The sequence below is a fragment of the Leptothoe sp. EHU-05/26/07-4 genome (genome assembly GCF_043421015.1).
Taxonomy (GTDB): domain Bacteria; phylum Cyanobacteriota; class Cyanobacteriia; order Phormidesmidales; family Phormidesmidaceae; genus Leptothoe; species Leptothoe turfae.
On sequence record NZ_JAXSQV010000002.1, the window covers coordinates 473042 to 493202 of the forward strand.

Consider the following 20161-nt stretch of genomic DNA (forward strand, 5'->3'; position numbering starts at 1 on the left):
TTCCTTCGTTTCCAAAGATTTGACTTTGACAGACTGCTAGCTCTTGTTATCGGGTAAGAAAAACCGACGAAGATCTTCCAAAACCAGCTCTGCACCAATGGGGCCATTAAGCGCATTCCATTTGTAGAAGGTAACAAAGAAAACACGATTTTCTTGACTGGCCGTAAGGGCTTGAGCAATCCCATTCGCTTCCCAATCTTGCTTAATCATTTTCACCTGATTCGTTTCAAGCAACTCCTCCACTGACGTATTAGTAGACGAGTCTGAATTCTCCAACCGCTCATTAAGCAAGTTAAAATCATAGCCCAGAATAATGATGGTATCGGCATCATTTAGCTCTGGCAGTGCTTCGATTGAAATTGGTGCGGTGCCGGTGGCGTTGGGCTGAGAAATGAGCTGAAAGCCAACGCTACTCAACAGTCCCCCCAAATAGCTATCAGCACCAATGACAAAAGCGCCCTGATCCAATCGGTTAGCTCCCAACAGCAACAGCTTGGGATATGCCGCAGTCACATCAGCCAAATCAGCACGCGCATCGCCGATGCGGGTTTCATACTGCTGAATGACCTCCTGCGCCTTTTTATCCTGCCCTAAGGCCGCTGCGAGCGTTTGCAAATTCTTCTGCCACTGGCCTTTAAGCAGACGATTCTGCCATTGCAGCGTAGGCGCAATTTGAGTGAGTAGGCCGTAATTGTCCGAGCGGCTTGCTTCACCCACAATCAGGTCTGGATTAAGCGCTGTTAGTTTTTCTAGAGAAGGTTCCCCCCCACGCCCCAAATTTATAGGCCGAGTCGTAAGCCGCTGGCCCAAATAAGGAACCTGCTGTGCTGGATTATCAAAGACCTCGCCAGCATAGGTATTAGAGGCTGCATACCCGATCGGTTGGACATCTAGAGATAACAGCAAATCGAGGCTATGAACACCAAGAACTGCTATCTTTTGGGGCTGCCCACAGACCTCAGTTTCGCCTAAATCATGGTTAAGCACGCGGCAATCCAGCAGTTGGGATGGCGCATCAACCGTCAGGCTTTCGCCTGATTCATTGCTCCCTAGAAGCCCACATCCAACAACAAAGCTGGCAGCGAGGAAACTCAATACTAACCAGCCTATAATTCGCCTTAGCGCCAGCATGGGTTTAAACAACTGAAAGTGAGCCAATTATCGTACCCCCCTCACTCGGAGAAATGAAAAACGTTCGACTATTTTGAGCCCCCTCTATGAAATCTACATTAAAGAGGTTACGAATGTTCAGACCTGCCTGCCACTTATCGTGTTTATAGGAAATGGCAGCATTGGGGAGGAAGTAGTCCTCAAGGGAAGTACCCTGTTGACCAGATTGAGTCTCCATTGGGCATGAGTCTGAGTGATGACTTGGACTGAACTGATGGGCACCTCGATGCCATGATGCGCTTTCAGTTTTCCTGGCATCCGACCAAAGGGGATATCGGCCCCAAAGTCGGTAATCGCTCATTGTAACGGCAATGAATAGCTACGACAATGTACATGGGCACTAACCGAAAAGGAACGAATTAATCGACCTCCCTTGCCAGCAGTAAAGATTTGTTCTGTTGCACTGATTTCACCAAATCGAGTGTAACAGTAAAGTCTTTTTTTCGGCTCCGATGGGCTTGGACAATCGCACTGACTGTTCGTTTCCCGAGTGCTAGAATAGCTCCAATGAAAAGCACCATCGCTGAGTCCCAGATGTGATGGGCGAATAACGGCGAAACAAGCTCAACACATTCAGTATTTCCCTTTACAGCAAGTCGGTTCTGACAAATCTACTATGCTTGCTGATTTCCTATGACCCTCTCTATTTGAATAAAGTCGAGCTTAATAATGAGAAAGCAGTATCCAGAAAAAACTCCTTCTTTAAAGACTTTTTCCAAGCTAAATCCTGTTTATTTTTGTTATTGGATGAGGCTTTTTGTATTGAAATATTCGATACCTTGCAATCATCTCGATTTTTTTAGAGTGGAGATAATCAATACATGCGAGTGCGTTTAAGATGAAGGGTCAATCACATACTGCCAGGCGCAAACTCAGCATCTGCTTCTTAATTACCTTATTTGTTTGGAGTGTATGGTTTGTCTTTTTAGGACCTATCTCTATCATTAATATCCTGCAGACTTACTGGCCAATAACATTGACGATGCTATTTGGTTCAATGGTGGCAGGAGGTACCAGTATGGGCGGTGGAGCCGTTGCATTCCCTGTTTTGACCAAACTATTGGAAGTGCCACCCCATGAGGCTAAGGTATTTGCTCTCGCTATTCAAAGTGTAGGCATGACTGCTGCTACGCTTACTATCATCGCCATGCAAACCAAGATAGACTGGCGACTCATTTGGTGGGCTAGTAGCGGTGGCTTGATAGGTATCGTCATTGGCACACTGTTGCTGGAACCTCGGCTGACTCCTGATTTTATTAGGTTGTCGTTCACTATGATGACGAGCAGTTTTGGACTAGTGATGGTGTTTACGCAACTGCGTAGTAGTGAACGGTGTATTCTGCATCCCTTTTGGGGAAATCAAGAACGGGCCATTTGGTGGATAACGGGCTTCATCGGTGGCACTATCAGCGGGCTTGTGGGTTCAGGAATTGATATATTTGCCTTTTCGGTAATGGTACTGCTGTTTCAAATGTGCGAGAGCATCAGTACATTTACTTCCATTGCTCTAATGGCAATTAATGCGATCGCAGGATTTGTTCTGCACGGTCTTTTCCTTAAAGACTTTGGTTTCCCTGTTCGGGAATATTGGCTGGCGTCGGTACCTATTGTTGTTGTAGGAGCTCCAATCGGGGCAGTTTTGTTCAGTTATGCTCAACGTCATCACGTCGTAATCATTCTATTAGGATTGATTCTTACGGAACTAGTCAGCTCTCTTTTGCTCATTCCGCTTACTTGGAATAGTATTCTGGCTTCCATCTTCGTTCTTACTGGCTTTCTTTGCTTTTATACTTGGATTGCCTATGCACAAGTTATTAATCCAGGAGACAAACAGAAGCGATAGAAGCAGGCCTGTCCTATCGCCTCTGTTTGCCCCCTTCGGACGGCAACATCTGAGTATAAGAACAACTGGTGTGTACGCGGTAGGTTCTATAACGCCACTATTCTCGACACTATCAACGCTAATCTTGCTACAGCTAATGTGCCTATTGCTGGAGAGACTTGGGCCATCTTTACGCGACCACCCACCCATCCACCAATCTACAGCCCCGACCTGGGTCTTTATTTTTGTGCAGTCCCCCTAAGGTCATCTACCTTGCTGTTATTTTTTCAACTGGGAGACTCAATGCAGCCAAATCTCGCTAGTTTAGACAACAATCTCTTGGGAAACAAGGGATTATGAGTAAAGAAATGATCGCCAGGAAGAGATTCTAAGTTAAATGTATCTGTATGCTGTTGCCAAGCCGCCACATCCACTTGGATCGCTGTATCATCTTGTTGCCCCAAAAAACAGGTAATCGGACAATCTAGTCGAGCACTAGGTCGATATCGATATGTTTCCAGCAACGAAAAATCCGCTTTCAGAGCAGGAAGTACTAATTTCATGAGTTCGGGGGTATTAAAAACCTCTTCAGGCGTGCCACTATATCGTCTTAATTCAGCAATAAATTCAGAATCGGGCAAATTATGTATTGGTGAAGTATTGGGTGGTAGATGAGGGGCGCGGGCGGCAGCAGCCCAAAAATGTTGGGGAGTAAGCTGACCTATCTCTCGCAACCATCGACAAAACTCAAAAGCAATCCGTGCGCCTAGACTATGGCCAAAACATGCAAAGGGAATATCCAGAAAAGGCAATATCTCAGGGCCTAAAATTGGCAACAATAAATCAATACTAGTAAATGGAGCTTCAAATAAACGCTTACCTCGCCCAGGTAACTCAAGTGCGCACACCTCAACCGTAGGTGGTAATAGTTCAGACCATTTATAAAATACTCTAGCCGAACCGCCTGCGTGGGGAAAACAGAGCAATCTTAGTTTGGGATGATCCCTTGGATGAAAACGAACCATCCATTTTTCTGACATAGTCGGTTTTCCCATGAATTTAAGCACCTCCTCTCGTTGACTTATGTCATCCTCTGTAGATGCAATGACGGCCTAACTAATAATCCATTAAACGAGCTACAATCACTGTGATAGAGCAAACCAGAATCCTGCCATTAAAGACAAAACAGGGGACTGGGAGGCCAAGGATTTAAGATTCTCCAATTGCCTCCCTACTCAATACCTGGTTGATTAAACTCAACTCAACTTAATGCTCATCAACGCCAAAACTCTGGAGTTAAACAGGGCGAACACACTCCGCAACCGCATCAGTTGGCGGATTATTCAACTTCCACTCTGCAATCTCTTCTTGAGACCATTTGCGGTAAGGACCTCCCTCTACAGGCTCTGGAAGATTAAGATCAATTCCTAACTGAGTTTCGAGCCACTTTTGAAACAAGTAGTGATACGACATAACGGCACCTCCATCACCATGGGGACGATCCCATCGAGCCAATAATGAATCACCAAAATGAAACTCGGTTTCTTCGCCATTATGAATGTGTCGAATGACAGGATGCAAAAATGCTGCACAGGAAGTATCTACTGGATCGGATGGCCCCATAAAGTTAATAGCCGGATCTTTGAAGTTATCAAAGCCAAATTCAAGCGTGAAGACCAGAATATGGTTTCCGTCAAAACTACGTTCTCTGACATGATTGAGAGGAAGTTCCTCAAAAATTGTCGCCTCCGTCATATCGTCCGAAAGAACAACAACATCTGAAAGAACCCCAAAAAGCTGATACGTAGCAGATGCGACGCTAAATCGTTCGTACATCCAATCTAAAAGTTTATCCCAATCTATTGGCTTTAACGCCTTACTAGGTAGAGGAACGTTTTCATAGCGCTCTTCCACAAGTTTGAATAATGTCCGTACAGCATATCGGAAGCCATGAATAAAAGCAGATGAAGCTTTTCTATCAATGCTCTGCATCGCTGCACCGATAAAGAACATATTGGGAACATTTTCCGATTCCCAGATAGGCGTCATCTTTGGATACTTACCTCGTTTCCAGGATAATGGCATGGCCGATTCATCAAAGAGGTCTTCATCAAACCAACGCCACCCAGAACAACAGATTATATGATCATATTCACGAGTCAACTCAAGAGAACCGGGAATATCTGAGTTTGGATAGTCATAGCTATGATTAGTTTGCAAACAACCATTTTCCAGTCGAGTAATGCGCTTCAACCGAGGATTCAGCACAGCATGCAGCGACTTCAACTGATACATGTCAAAGATATTGTTGTTTACAGCTCTCACATCCCCTACAAAGTGAGTATTCCATGCAAACTTAATTGGCTCTTTAGCAAAGACATGAACGAAACTAGCAATTCCTGATAAAAACTCTGCTGTTTCAAATGCTGAGTTTCCCTGCCCAACAATACAAACTCTTTTGTTTCGATAGGTCTCTGGATCTAGGATTTGATCATCATATACTGTCGCCAATTCGATGCCTTCGATATCTTCTGGCAACAGCGCCTTTAGAGGTCCTAACCCAAGGAAAAGAGCCTCGCACTCATAATGGATGCCTCTGTCCGTTATCAAATGAAAGCGCCCATCATCATATCGCTTAATCTTAGAAACCGCCGTACCGTAGCAAATATTTAGCTCAAAGTGTTTAGCAAAATCCTGAAGATACTCGTAGAGTCGATCAGCGCTTGGAAACAGATCATCTGAATAGCGAGTAAAGCGCATTTCTGGATCATCAGACAACAATGAATTCCAATCGTGGCGCAAATTAAAATCATCCTCTGGGAAATAATTGTTCTTCTTATTAATAGAGATAAGCTTGCGATGTAGCGGATATTTGGAAAAAAAGGAGCCGGCAGTTTGATTACGCTCTAAAATGACATAATCTCTCTTACACTTTTCCATGAAATAGCCAAGTTGCAAACCACTCGGACCAGCGCCTACAATAATATTTTTGCAACGTCTAACATCCATAACAATCTCGACTCCCTACTTCTTACTTTTTCAATTTGAACTGAACAGGTCTACAGAATTAGTAACAAAACAGGTTTCCTAAAATTTAACATGCCTCTAATACAGCCAATCTACTATTTACTTTTATTAACCAGAGACGTAAGTATAGCTATATTAAGAACTGTTCAAACGACTGTTGTAAATTAAGTCAAAACTATTTAAAAACTCCCAGCCCAAGAATCTTTTTAAGGGTCCAATTAATCGAAAGAATACATGCATAAAAGACTGACTCAGATAGCTTCGCCACAATAAACTCAAATATCTAATCACTTAGACCCATTCTGAACAAGAATCTTGCTCAGAATTCTTAGAAGAAAAACCTTTATGGCTTGATTAAACTCTCCTAGCCCAAAATAAACTAGCAACGTGTAACAGTAACCTAAACTTAAGGTTTTACCAAAACATGTTATCCACATCTATGAAAATAATTACTTTAAAGGCCTACATTAAGCGAAACGACAAAATCTAAGTGATTACCCCAGGTATCATTTGCTTGAACTTTTCGATCTTAACCTGCTTGTAAACCTCCCAATATGGATCATCTTTAACAAAATCGCTTGCTTCAGAATCTGACTCGACATTCAAACAAATACAAACTACGGTAGTGTCCGCATCTTCATCATAAGCAAGTCCACCAAACGCGATCTGCTTCAAATGATTTTTCATGTAACCACGATGTTGAGGTCGCAACGAAGCTATTAAATCTTGCTTATCTCGATCTATCAGGCAATGAAGAAAGTAAGCGATAGTAACACCTCCTACAGGCTTTGGTGCGTGAATATTTTGGTAGACAGATCGGTCCTCTAGGATATCGATCTTAGGCTTCAATAGGATAGCTATCGGGCATTCCTAAGTGGGTGAACTGATTGAGAATAGAACATTCCAACAGTAATTCTGTCGTTTGATTTTCAATCCCTCGTGCAGACACCTCACCTGTGAACATAGTTTTGAGTCGATACATCATGGTTTCACTCAAAGACCGTCGATGATAGTTTATCTCTTCTTTCCAGGTAGACCGTCCCTGTTTGCGAATCGCTCGTAAGTTTTCATCTCGTGGATGCGGGGCCTGTTTGCGATTGCCATGAAACCAAATTTTGGCATCTTTGCGAGGGGGAATCGCTGCCGTTGCATCACGCTCATCAATGGCGTCATAGCAGTAGGTGCGGTCATACGCCCCATCGGCACTCACTTGGTCAATCTCATCGGGAATTTGGTCGAGGATGTCCGGGAGTATCTCGCCATCAGTGATGGCGTTCGAAGTCACTACGGCAGCCAGAATCTCTCCGGTTTGCTCATCGACACCCAAATGGAGTTTGAGCCAAGTGCGACGTTTGCTCACCCCATGCTGCCGGGTTTTCCATTCCCCGTCTCCGTACACTTTAATGCCCGTACTATCAACCACCACATGACGACTGCCAGAGGTCGGCTGAATCGGTAAATCAATCGGTAATGTCTGTTGACGACGTGACAATGTTGTATGCACCGGTAAGTCTACCGATACATCCATCAGTTCAAAGATAGACCCTGCAAAGCCAATGGTTTGACGTAAGGCCAGTCCATAGAGCACTTTGAAGGTCAAGAGTGTTTGGATGGCTAAATCGCTATAGTCTTTCGATGCCCCTGGTTTACCAGTCTTTTGAGTGTTTTTCCACTCGGCAATCACCTCATCACTGAGCCATAACGTCAGACTTCCTCGCTTTACCAGAGCAGCGTTATACTCAGACCAGTTGCGGAGTTTGTAGGTGCGTTTCATCGGTACCGTGTTTGTGTGGTAACTACACTTTACCGGCACCTACGGCTCCGCAACTTCTTTATTCACGCACCAAAGCCCCTCCTACATACAAAGTATCACCTATTAAAATGACTCACTGTAAGAACCATTTGCCTTCTAAAGGCTTTTAACGAATAGCTCTAAAAGACATGGAGAGAATCTCTTCCTAATAGGATATTCAGATTCACAGAATTCGGTCAAAAGATGATCTAACCTAAAGTATCGATTACGACAACATGTGCATGTGTATTCTAATTTTCAGTAAAAGATGATCTCATAACAGAATGGTAATTGACTCTGCAGAACAAGTCAACTTATCTAAACATGTAACTAGGGCAAACGCATACTCAATTGGCCAAGATACCTAAAAGATAATCGTTATCTCATCCGGCTTTTAATGCTAATTCCGGGCTTCTCAATACCACTAAGATCGAGCTACTTTAATCTTCGACTTGTCGCAGACTACGTACCCCATACCCTCCTAGTGAAATCAACACACCAAGACTCGCAAACAGTAGCATCTGTAGCGCCATTCCGGCTCCAAGGCCCACGCCAAGAACATTGCCAAAGGGCTTAGTGAGAGCACCTCCTGGTTGCATCGCAGGCTCAAAGGCATAATCGGCCAATGGCCCTGCAATCATAGCTCCTAGGGGTGTAACTAATCGCGACAGCAAAAATCGTGCAGCAAATACACGCCCCTGCTTTTCTGGCTCTATCTTTGACTGCCAAATGGCCTCGCTACAGCTACCGGAAAATGGTAGACAAAATCCACCAACTAACGCTGCTCCAAGTCTGACGTAGGTCTGCTGAGCTAGAGCCAACATAATCAGTCCTGTTTTCGAAATCGCATCAGCTATTAACAAACCATGAATCCGGCGTTTCGGTCCACCCCAGATACTAAGGATTACCCCCCCTAAAAGTCCACCAGCACCAAAACAGGAAAAGAGCGTTCCTACAGCTGTAGTATTGTTGCCACTCCGAGCCAATAACATCGCAGGCAAAATTGTTTGACAAATGCTATTGATAATGTTCATTATCATAATAAAGCTTAAGAGTGTCTTTAAACTGAGATTGCGCCACAGATAGCGGACGCCGAAAGTGAGTTGTTCCAGCATCTTTCCCGACGAGACAGATTTCGATGAATCTTGCTCAGTGGGCTGTGGAATGGCAACAGTACTGAGAGATATAGTTGCTATGCCAAATGTAACCAGATCAAAAGTTAGAATTCCGCCTAAGCCAGTAATTGCATAAAGGGCTCCGGCCATAGCAGGCGCAAAAAGGTAGCCACCTGACATTTGCAGGGATTTGAGGGCTGAGGCACGGACGTAGTGATGCTTCGGGACAATTAGCGACACTGAGGTAGCGTACGCTAGCCCCTGAATATGGCCAAATAGCCCATTAATTGCGCTAGAAATATAGAGATGCCAGATTTGCAGATGACCAGTCGTAAATAAAATTAGCAGCACAATAGTAGAAAGCCCTGCCAAAGTGTCACCCAGCAACATCAGATATTTGCGATTAAAACGATCTACCCAAATGCCTGCAAAGGGAGAAATTAACAGTCTGGGGATTTGCGTAACAACTAAAATTAAGGCAAGAGGAGTCGCTTTACCCGTAACATCCCAAGCCCAGATGGTAATGGCAAAGTTGGTCATTTCAGACCCCAAAAGGGAAGCAAATTGACCCAGCCAGATGATCAAAAAAGTTTGCACGTTAATTACTAAAGATGCGTTGGGAACAGAACCATCAACAACGACATACTTGCAAAATCTGCGAACATCAGTTTAATAATTTAAATCTGAAATTGTGAATAACGTCCTCAAATTATTTCAGATTAGACAGTTTTTTCAAAATATATGAAAGAACAAAATCAAAATTGATAGGCCATTAGGGATTACGAGCGTAGTATTGAAACGCCAGTGGAATAGCTTTACCAACTATTGGCCAATTATTTCTAAAATACTGAAAAACTTGCTCTGAATTGAATTCATTTATGATGTCATGGGTTATAGATATACTATCTTCTAAGTTTTCTACTTGATGCCACCAAAGTGGAGGAGCATATATGACATCTCCAGCTTCCACTACAGCTTCGATGGGCTCAGCATTAGAATAGAGAGGAAATCTATCTAAGTCAGGGCTAAATATATCGATTTTACCACCATATAAAAATTCCGTTTGATCGGGTGCAAAGAAAACAAATCGTTTCCGTCCAGAAATCATCCCGACCCATCCAGAACTATGCCACATTTCATAGTGAAGCTTTCCTGATGAAGCGCCTTTAGGGCCAATAAATAGCCATCGCATCGGTTTAGTGGCTCGTAATAAAGTGCGCACAATTTTTCTAGGAAGTTTGTCGATCCAATCAGGAAAATAAACCGGAATTTCATAGTCTTTGAAAAGCTCAGGGTAACTCCAAAGAGAGTTGCCTGCCATATACATGATTTCGCTACGATCATCGGAAATCATGTAATCCATATAGTCAGAAACAGTCATGTAGGCAAAACGATTTTCTTGACAATTTCTTACTGAACATTTGCGAGATCCATACCTTTCTTTGAAAAAATTATAATTCCACTTTCTTGCAGCTTCCCAGTCATTTGTCACACCCGTAATGATTACGGGTTTACCTACAGAGGCGTACTCCTCAAAAAACTCTTGGCACGAAAGATTACTGCGACGATCAACGGAAGAAATTCTTGTCCAGGCTGGTTTATTGTCCTTTTCTTGCGAACCAATCGTTTGAGATTTTTTTGAATCGAAAATCATAGCTGCTGTGCTCTTACTAAATTTACAGTGAAAAGTCGGCAAATTAACATAACAAATCTATAGCTAAAAATCGCTCTTGAATCCTTAAAGCACTCCAGATAATGAGGTTCTTTCTGGCATACTTCTACTGGTCGTAAATCCTAATTCAGAAAGAGGTTGATCGGGATTAGAAACGATTTTCTCTAGCAATATCTGGAAATGTTCAGACATTTTATTAATCGTCTCAGCTTTGAATAAATCAGTACTGTATTCCCAAAAACCAGTAACTTGTTCTCCGACATCCATCAAAGTCAACGTTAAGTCACACCTTGCTGTTTCCCAATCATAATTAAACGGCAAAAGAGTAAAGTCCAAGTCTAAAGACTCTGCAGTAGGTGTGTCTAAAAATTGTTTATACACAAGCATGGCTTGAATTAATGGTGTGCGGCTGAGATCTGATTCTGGCTGTAGAGCTGAAACTAATCTACTGAAGGGCATATCTAGGTAATCATAGGCTTCCATACTGGTCTGACGGACTCGACTCAGCAATTCACGAAAACTAGGATTTCCTGAGAGATCTGCCTGTAGTACGAGATAGTTGTTAAAACATCCAATCAAACCTTCAAGTTCACGTCTAGTGCGATTATCAGCAGATGTGCCTATTAGGAGATCCTTCTGACCCGTGTAGCTATAGAGTAAAACCTGATAGGCCGCCAGGTTTGTAATAAACATACTCACCTCTTCCTGCTGACTCAGGTCTCTAAGAGCTTTTGTGACCTCCTTGGAAAAAGTTAAACGCTGATTAGCCCCCCGAAAAGTTTTGACCGATGGACGGGGATAATCAGTAGGTAAGTTAAGCACAGGAAGAGAACCTGTTAGCCATTTTTTCCACTGAGATAGCTGGTTTTCTAATACTTCTTCCGACAGCATTTTTTTCTGCCAATGAACAAAATCTGCATACTGAATAGGGAGTGGAGTTAATGGCGATGGTTTCCCAGCAGAGAAGGCTCGATAAAGAGTTCCTAGTTCCCTCCAGAGAACATTTTGAGACCAGGCATCAAAGGAGCTTTGGTGAATTGTTATAATTAAAGTGTATTCTGACTTACCTAGCTGTATTAAGGCAGTTCGTAGCAAAGGCCCACTTGATAGATTAAAGGGTCGCTGAACTTCCTCACGAGTTATTTGTACTGCCTTAGCTTCCCGCTCATTTTTCGAAGAACTCTGCAGATCGAACACCGTCATTTTCAATGTAGGTGCTTGAGCAATAACTGGAATAGGTTTTCCCTCAACAAGAGTAAAGGTTGTGCGTAAGGTTTCATGGCGCTGTAGAATCACATTCAGACTCTGTTCTAAAGCGCTTAAATTGAGATGTGTTTTGAAACGACTTATCGACGCTGTGTTGTAAAAGTAATGCTCAGGAGGCAGCTGTTCCTCTAAGAACCAGATATGTTCCTGCGCAAACGATAACTGCAACGGTTGCTCTCGTGAAACAGGGATTAGAGGCACAATTGGCAAACCTTGCTTACCTTGACGAGCTTCTTCAATGCGATCGCTCAAACCAGCTACCGTCGGTAATTCAAATAGGCTACGCAAGGACAATTCCATCTGAAAGGTGTTGCGTACTTGTGAAATCAGGCGAATTGCTAGCAAAGAATGTCCGCCTAATTCAAAGAAATTATCGTAGATTCCAACTTGATCAAGGTCAAGAACATTAGCCCAAATCCCCGCCAGCAATTCTTCAGTTAAGGTCCGAGGTGGAACAAAAGGTTCCCCTAACTCAGGCCTAACAGTTTCAACTTCTGGTAGGCTTCGACGGTCAACTTTGCCATTCGGCAACAACGGCAAAGAATTAAGTACAATAAAGTGGGCAGGTCTCATATATTCCGGCAATTTTTCATTCAGGAAAGCCTTTAGCTGTGCTGATGTTTGAGAAGTTAATTTATCTTCTAGCTCGCTTATTTCTGCCGTCTCAGCTTGAGGCTCCCAAACTATGTATGCTATGAGTTGCTTGTTTCCAGACTTATCTTCCCTCGCCTGAACGACGACCTCATGAACCAATGGATTTTGTTGAATAACTGCTTCAATTTCTCCAGGTTCAACCCGAAAGCCCCGAATTTTTATCTGATGATCAATTCGACCAAGCAACTCAATATTCCCATCAGGAAGCCAGCAGGCTTGATCTCCTGTTTTGTAGAGGCAATCTCCAGATTCTCGACTAAAAGGATTTGAAATAAATCTCTCAGCAGTTAATTCAGGTCGATTCCAATAGCCCCGTGCCACACCAAAACCACCTATATAAAGTTCCCCTGGCGTTCCAATGGGGACAGGCTGCAAAAATGAGTTCAAGATATAGAGCTGAGTGTTCGCAAATGGCCGTCCGATGGGTACTAACTGTTCAATCGATAAAGTTCCCACTGTTGCTTCAAAGTAGGAACTGTCGATAGTTGCTTCAGTTAAACCAAAGGAGTTAATGAGTCGTGTCTCGGGACCACAAAATTGCTGAAATTTTTGATACTCTGCGCCATACCAACTATCAGATCCACAGATAAGTAGCCGCATAAAACCAAGACTTTGTCCGGTCTCTTCCAGATACTGAATTAGATTCCTAAGCACCGCCGGAACAAATTCCGCACAATCAACCTGAGTTTGGCACATTAGCTGATAAAGTTCACCAGCCTCCAAAAGTCGCTCACGAGGACATAAAACCAGTTTTCCACCAGAGCAAAGACTCCGAACTAAGTCACCTGTGAAAACATCAAATGAAAAGCTCGCCATCTGCAGATGGCATGTTGCTTCTGAACCTAGTTTATAAGCGACATGCCAAGCTAGATAAGCATTGGTAAGACTGCTATGCTCAATCATTACCCCCTTAGGCTTTCCGGTAGAACCAGACGTATAAATCACATAAGCTAGGTTGGCAGGTGTTGCTTCGCTACATAAGTTATCCCCACTTAGCAACGCAATCTGCGGCCAGTCCTTGTCTAAACAAATAATTTTTACCTGAGGGTCAGGCAACACATCAATGAATCGCTGCTGAGTAAGCAAAATAGAGGCTTGAGTGTCTTCTAAGACAAATTTTAAGCGCTCTTTAGAGTAATTTGGCTCCAGCGGTACATAGGCTCCTCCTGCTTTGAGAACACCCATTACACCCACAATCATTTCCAGGGACTTCTCTGCACAAATACCAACTAAAACTTCTGGCTTTACGCTTAGTGCTCGCAAATGATGGGCTAATCGATTAGCCCTAGTGTTCAGCTCCCTGTAGGTTAACTGCTTGCCTTCAGAGACGACAGCAATGGCGGTAGGTGTTGCTTCTACCTGCATTTCAAACAGCTTATGAATGCACTGATCCTTGTTGTATTTTACTTGAGTACTGTTCCAATCTATGAGCTGTTGCTGCTGCTCTTGTTGGGTCAATATTGATAAGTCCGCAAGATGTTTGTCACAATTAAATGCGATTCCTCCTAACAGAGTCCGGTAGTGCTCTAATATTTTTTTGATCGTTGCATCATGATATCGACTGCGCTCATACAGAATTTCTAGTGATAATTCTGAGCCCGGACTGATTCCAATGGTCAATGGGTAGTTGGTTTTTTCGAATATATCTATATCTAGAAGCTGGATGCTACTGTCTCTCTCCTGAAGAGATTTGTCTACCGGCGTATTTTCAAAAATTATAAGGCTGTCAAACAAAGGTGTATTTCTAGGAAACTCGCTCCAAGCCTGAATCTGTACTAACGGACTATATTCATACTGACGCATTTCCAACTGCTGGACCTGGAGTTTTTTGAGCCATGCAAGACAAGTATCTTGGGGATCGACTTTAACCCGGACAGGTAAAGTACTAATGAATAAACCCACCATTGACTCTATCCCGTCAATATCTCCAGAGCGGCCAGCAGAGGTCGTGCCAAAAATTACGTCGTTCTCTCCACTATAATAGGACAACAAAAGCGCCCATGCACCTTGTGCCAGTGTGTTCAGGGTTAATTGATGCTGTTGCGCTAAGAGCCTAAGCGCTGATGTTGTTGATTCGGATAGGTGGATTTGCTGCCTCTGATAGTTTTCCTGTTCGTTATTCGGGGAGTGAGGAGGCTGAGTCATCCTGATAGAAGTTGGTGCTTCTATACCTTCAAGCGATCGCCGCCAGAAAGCCTCTGTTTCAGGAAGATCTTGCTGCAGCAGCCAAGTAATATAATCTCGGTAGGGCCGGGGCAGCTGCAGATTTAAGGTTTGATTTTGACTAAAAGCTTCGTAAAAACTCAGGACTTCCTTGAACACCAAGGATAGCGACCAGCCATCTAAAAGTAAATGATGATAGCTCCAAACAACCTGGGACGTGTCTTCAGATAAACGAATCAAAGCTAGACGCATTAAGGGGGCTTCAGAAAGCTGGAAATCACGCTCCTGATCGGTTTTCAGAAAAGTCGCTAACTGTTCCTTTTGTAACGGTTGAGATAACTGGCTCCAGTCTTGCTCATCCCAGGGCAAATCTACATGATCATAGACAACTTGGTAAGGCTGCTCAAGATTTTCCCAATAGAACGCTGTCCGTAGAATAGGATGCCGATCGATGACTTGCTGCCAAGCTCGTTTCAAACTTGAAGAATCAATATTCCCTTGTAACGTCCAGGAAAATTGCTGCAAGTATACTCCTGACTGAGGCGCACAGAGTGTATGAAACAGCATTCCCTGCTGCATGGGAGAAAGATTGTAGATATCTTGAACGTTGGCTTGTTTCATCATCTTGGGAGATTATTTTATCAAATTCAAATTTTCTGGCTTACAGATGGAAATCCTGAAAATGTTAGTCAAGCCATGGACTAGCGCCGTTCATCCATGATTAACACTGGAAGACTAATTGGATTTATGAATTTGAGACAGTAATTTGGATAGGTCTTTTTGACTCATCTTGGCAGCATCAAAGTCAGAAGTCGTATAGCTATCAGTATGGGGAGACTGGGTCGCGTTAATAAACGATTGCAGCTTTTTAGTAAATTGTTGTGACCAATTCTGCATCGTGGAACCATGATGTAAATTCTCGCTATATTTCCAGTTAATCTGTAGCTGTTCTCCAGCGACATATCCACTGATCTCCAGTACATAAGGTCGAGTGGCTTGGGAACTGCTAAGAAAAGCCTTTGGTTGTTGAATAGTCCTAAAGGAGAATGATTGATTGTGGGATATTTCACCTTCGGTAAGTTGTGAGGTGGGTTCAGACTTTGCTGGTGTCTGAGTCACTGCCCCCAGATAAGAAAAGCTCACTGTTGGCTGCAGTCTTTGTAACTGCTCAGCAATTTCCGTATCTCCACGAAGATAAAGCAGCACGCCATAACCGAGACCCTGGTTGGGAACGCTACGTAGTTGTTCTTTAAGGGCCTTAAGTGCTTCCCCCAGAGAAGCCCCTTGCTTGCTTGCCAGCCTGACTGGAAAGGCTGTAGTGAATTGGCCGACTGTACGAGACACATCAATATCTGCATGATTCATTGCAGAACGGCCATGTTTTTCAACATGTACTAAAAGCGATCGCCCTTCGGCATCGGTTTCTAGAGCCTGCAGTAGCGCTGTAAGTAACACTTCCTCGATCTCCGCTTTATAGACAGTAGGAATCTCATAAAGTAAGGAGCGAGTTTCTTGAGCCGTTAGTGTAATAGATATCGTGCGAACTGACGCCTCACTATTAATACCTTCAGGATGATCAACGGGTAAATCCCAGAATGGCTGCTGCGAAAGAGACCGCCAATAGTCTAATTCTGACGCCACCTGAGACGATTTTGCGTAAGTTTGGAGGCGTTCAGACCAATACTTAAATGACGTCGTTTTAGGCCCCAATTGAACAGCTCTACCCTGGCTAAGGTATTGGTAGGCCCTGTGTAAGTCTTCAAACAATATTTTCAATGAGACCGAATCAGCCACTAGTGGGTGAATTGCACATAATAAACGTGTCTCTCCTTCAGTTCCAGCATTCAGGAAAGCAAAGCTTATAAGTGGACCTGTGGCTAGATTGAGACTGGCGTTCAGCTTAACGGCTGTTGCCTCAATCGCTGACGTTTGTGCTTCTACTGAAAGCTCAGCTAAATCCAAATGCATCCATGGTGCAACTGCCTTAGGGGCAGCACTAGTCTGTTGCCAGCCAGACTCTCGCTGAACAAAATTCAGGCGCAGGGCATCGTGATACTTCAATAGCTGCTGTAGTGCTTCCTCCAAGAGAGCGGGCACAAGCGCTTGCTGTACCACTATCAAAATTGTTGGAGACCAGCGATGTGAGTCAGCTAAGTTTTGTTCAAAGAACTCATATTGCATAGGAGTCAGGGGAATTAGTCCTGTCACGAGTCCTTGATCCGCTTGAATAGCAGGAGCGGTTTGAGCAACTGCCGCTAAATCAGCAATTGTTGGATGTTCAAATAATTGTTGGGGCGTTAGTTTCAGGCCAACCTGGTTCGCTAAAGCCGCCACCTGAACACTAACAACTGAGTCTCCACCAAGCTCAAAAAAGTTACCGTAAACACTCACTTTCTGGAGGCCTAGAACATTTTGCCAAATGTCAGCGATTTTTTGCTCAATGTCATTGCGAGGAGTAACATCACATTCCCAGGAGCGTTGAGTATCGATTGAGGGGGCTGAAGACTGCTCCGCCTCTGCTTGTTCCGAAAAACTAGACTCTGCTGGAGCTGCAATAGCAAAGGCTTGCTTTGCTGGCTCAACCCAATATCGCTTTCGCTCAAAGGGATAGTTTGGTAGAGGGATACGGTGACGTTGCTCATGCTTATAAAATCCCGACCAATTGACCTGAAGACCTTCTAGCCAAAGCCGACCCAATGTCTTGAGCAAAACCCGGACATCAGAGACTTGATCCTGGGGATGCCTAAGGGAACAGACGATAGCCTGTTCAACGCCTTTTTGTTTTCTAGTCAGGGTGCTCAATGTCCGCCCAGGTCCCACTTCCAAGAAAATTCGCTTAGGCGCTTGTAATAATTCAGCCATGCCTTCGCTAAAACGAACCGTTTGGCGCAAGTGCATTGTCCAGTAGTTTGGGTCTATTGCTTCTGCTGCAGTAATCCAAGTACCAGTCACGTTAGATATAAACGGTATCTTAGGCGGATTGAGTTTAACCTGACTAACCTTCTCCTTAAATGGCTCCATGATGGAGTCCATCATTTGTGAATGAAAAGCATGGGAGGTATACAGACGGCGGCATTCCAAACCTTGATGGGTTAAGTGCTCTTGAAACTCATGAATCGCTTCTGTGGGGCCTGAAACAACACAACTTTCAGGTGCATTGGCCGTCGCTAGGGAGAGTTTCTCGCCTAATAGGGGGATAAGCGCTTGCTTCGAGAGTGTCACAGCTAGCATCGCACCTTCAGGAAGCTGTTGCATCAACTGCCCACGCGTAGCGACTAGTGCTAAAGCATCTTCTAAACAGAGCACGCCAGACAGACAGGCTGCCACATATTCCCCAATGCTATGGCCAATCATGGCCTGAGGACTAATCCCCCAAGCCAACCATAACTGAGCTAATGCATACTCAACCACAAACAATGCTGGCTGAGTGAGACTGGTCTGTTTTAACTGTTGTGTGGCTGTTTCTGCTTGCTCTTGACTCGGATACAGAATGGTTCGTAGATCAACGTTTAGCTGCGATTTGAGTAATTCGCAGCAGTGATCAACCTGTTCTCGGAAAATTGGCTCAGTTTGGTATAGGTCTCGCCCCATGTTTACGTACTGCGTCCCCTGTCCCGGAAACATAAAGACAACCTGCCGATTAGCCGGTTCATGGCAATGCGTAAACACCCGCTGCGAATCTTTGGACTCCAGCACTTTCACGGCATCATCAAGATCTCGAACAGCCACCATGCGGCGATAGTTGAAAGCTTGACGCCCGATCTGAAGTGTATGGGCAGCATCAGCGAGGTTTAAATCGGGATATCTTTGGCAGTATCCAACAAAGTTTGCCGTAGCAGTTTCTAGGGCAGATGCTGTTTTAGCCGAGAGGACTAGCAGCTGCCAAGGCCGGGAATGACTGGAGGGCTTAAGAGTCGGAGCCTCTTCAAGAATGATATGGGCATTGGTGCCGCCGATGCCAAAGGAACTGACTCCAGCTCGCCTGGGCGTACCATTTGTCTGCCATTGTGAGAGCGCGGCGTTAACGTAAAAAGGACTATTGGCGAAGTCGATTTTAGGATTAGGGGTTTTAAAGTGTAGGCTAGGGGGTATTTGTTTATGCTTAAGGGCCAGAACTGTTTTGATTAAACCGGCAATACCAGCCGCAGTATCCAGATGTCCGATATTGGTTTTTACTGAACCAATGGCGCAAAAACCCTTTTTGTCGGTTGTAGTGCGGAAGGCATCTGTCAATGCGGCAATTTCGATGGGATCGCCCAAGACTGTTCCTGTGCCATGGGCCTCGACATAGCTAATTGTCTCAGCCTCACTCCTGCCCATAGCCAAGGCTTCAGCGATGACAGCCGCTTGACCGTTAACGCTAGGAGCCGTGTAACCAACTTTGTCTGAACCGTCATTATTAGTAGCTGAGCCCTTAATGACGGCATGGATGGTATCCCTATCTGCGATCGCATCCTCTAGTCGCTTAAGGACAACAAGTCCAACACCATCACCACCAATGGTTCCTTCCGCCTTGGCGTCAAAAGCACGACAGTGTCCATCAGGGGAAGAAATCCCGCCTTCTTGGTAAAGATAGCCTGTTTTTTCTAGCGAGCTGACGCACACACCACCGGCTAGCGCCATCTTACATTCATGATCCAATAAGCTTTGACAAGCTAAATGAACCGCTACTAAGGAGGTGGAACACCCCGTCTGAACAGTGAGCGCTGACCCTTTAAGATTTAATTTATAAGCAACTCGTGTCGTCAAATTATCTTGACGATTACTGTATCTAAGTTGGGGAAGACCAATTGATCGAAGCAGAGCAGGGTTTGAAGCAAGATTGCAAAAGAAGTAACTATTAATCCCAGCGCCACCATAAACACTAATCCGACCCTGATGAGTCTGCGGATCATAACCAGCATTTTCTAGCGCACCCCAAGCGCATTCCAAGAATAACCGCTGCTGAGGATCAATAATTTCTGCCTGTCGAGGAGAGTAACCAAAGAAAGTGGCATCAAATAACTCTTTGCCTTCGAGTAAAACACCTGCTTTGACATAATTCGGATTCTTCAGTAGATCAGGAGCAACACCTGAAGCCTCCACTTCTTGATCTGAGAAAAAATAAACAGATTCTACGCCGCTTACCAAATTCTGCCAAAACTCCTCAAGATTTTTGGCTTTTGGGAAACGACCGGCCATACCAACAATGGCAATTTCATCAGTGCAATCAAGTTCTTCCATGCCACCCAAGCTTAAGTAAATCCAAACATGCCAGCTCTTCTTAATACTACAGACCTAAAGGTTTTATTTTTCACCATGAACATTTCATCTTCTCTATCTCTAGATAGTCTTCTATTAACCACTTATCAACAGCCTTATAAAGCTTGCTTGATACCATCTCTTGCCTCTACAAGCTGCCATCAGTATATAGCACTTACATTAAGTATACGTTGGCATGACTCAGGATCTTCCTTCTTGATTTTCATATAGCTAAGAGG

At 44.1% G+C, this 20161-nt stretch carries 11 protein-coding genes; 1 reads left to right on the forward strand and 10 read right to left on the reverse strand.

Annotated elements, in window-relative coordinates; genetic code table 11:
* Positions 1–36 precede the first annotated feature (36 nt).
* Together U2F10_RS03985 and U2F10_RS03990 are read right to left on the reverse strand one after the other, a co-directional pair.
* Positions 37–1131: an ABC transporter substrate-binding protein gene (locus tag U2F10_RS03985; protein WP_499870877.1), complete on the reverse strand. Its 1095-nt coding sequence runs from the start codon at positions 1129–1131 to the stop codon at positions 37–39.
* A gap of 4 nt (positions 1132–1135) precedes the next feature.
* Positions 1136–1471 (reverse strand): hypothetical protein, encoded by a 336-nt coding sequence (locus tag U2F10_RS03990; RefSeq protein WP_499870878.1) that lies wholly within the window; start codon positions 1469–1471, stop codon positions 1136–1138.
* 537 nt (positions 1472–2008) lie between these two features.
* Here U2F10_RS03990 and U2F10_RS03995 point away from each other — a divergent pair.
* Positions 2009–3013 (forward strand): sulfite exporter TauE/SafE family protein, encoded by a 1005-nt coding sequence (locus U2F10_RS03995; RefSeq protein ID WP_499870879.1) that lies wholly within the window; start codon positions 2009–2011, stop codon positions 3011–3013.
* A gap of 266 nt (positions 3014–3279) precedes the next feature.
* On the opposite strand, the gene U2F10_RS04000 is transcribed toward U2F10_RS03995, so the two are convergent.
* The 8 genes from U2F10_RS04000 to U2F10_RS04035 form a co-directional block, all read right to left on the reverse strand.
* Complete coding sequence (locus tag U2F10_RS04000; RefSeq protein ID WP_499870881.1) at positions 3280–4032, reverse strand: thioesterase II family protein; 753 nt, start codon at positions 4030–4032, stop codon at positions 3280–3282.
* A gap of 256 nt (positions 4033–4288) precedes the next feature.
* Positions 4289–6001 carry an NAD(P)-binding domain-containing protein gene (locus tag U2F10_RS04005; protein WP_499870882.1) on the reverse strand — a complete coding sequence of 571 codons (1713 nt, stop codon included), beginning with the start codon at positions 5999–6001 and terminating at the stop codon, positions 4289–4291.
* Between the two features lie 504 nt (positions 6002–6505).
* Positions 6506–6868: a YciI family protein gene (locus U2F10_RS04010; RefSeq protein WP_499870884.1), complete on the reverse strand. Its 363-nt coding sequence runs from the start codon at positions 6866–6868 to the stop codon at positions 6506–6508.
* Positions 6858–7793, reverse strand: a complete 936-nt coding sequence (locus tag U2F10_RS04015; RefSeq protein WP_499870216.1) for an IS5 family transposase — start codon at positions 7791–7793, stop codon at positions 6858–6860. The genes U2F10_RS04010 and U2F10_RS04015 overlap by 11 nt, the downstream gene beginning before the upstream one ends.
* A gap of 458 nt (positions 7794–8251) precedes the next feature.
* Complete coding sequence (locus tag U2F10_RS04020; RefSeq protein ID WP_499870886.1) at positions 8252–9523, reverse strand: MFS transporter; 1272 nt, start codon at positions 9521–9523, stop codon at positions 8252–8254.
* Between the two features lie 175 nt (positions 9524–9698).
* Complete coding sequence (locus U2F10_RS04025) at positions 9699–10580, reverse strand: cupin-like domain-containing protein (RefSeq protein ID WP_499870888.1); 882 nt, start codon at positions 10578–10580, stop codon at positions 9699–9701.
* Between the two features lie 84 nt (positions 10581–10664).
* Positions 10665–15305 (reverse strand): amino acid adenylation domain-containing protein, encoded by a 4641-nt coding sequence (locus tag U2F10_RS04030; protein WP_499870889.1) that lies wholly within the window; start codon positions 15303–15305, stop codon positions 10665–10667.
* Between the two features lie 111 nt (positions 15306–15416).
* Entirely contained in the window at positions 15417–19904 is a 4488-nt protein-coding gene (locus tag U2F10_RS04035) for a beta-ketoacyl synthase N-terminal-like domain-containing protein (protein WP_499870890.1), read from the reverse strand.
* Positions 19905–20161: the final 257 nt, after the last annotated feature.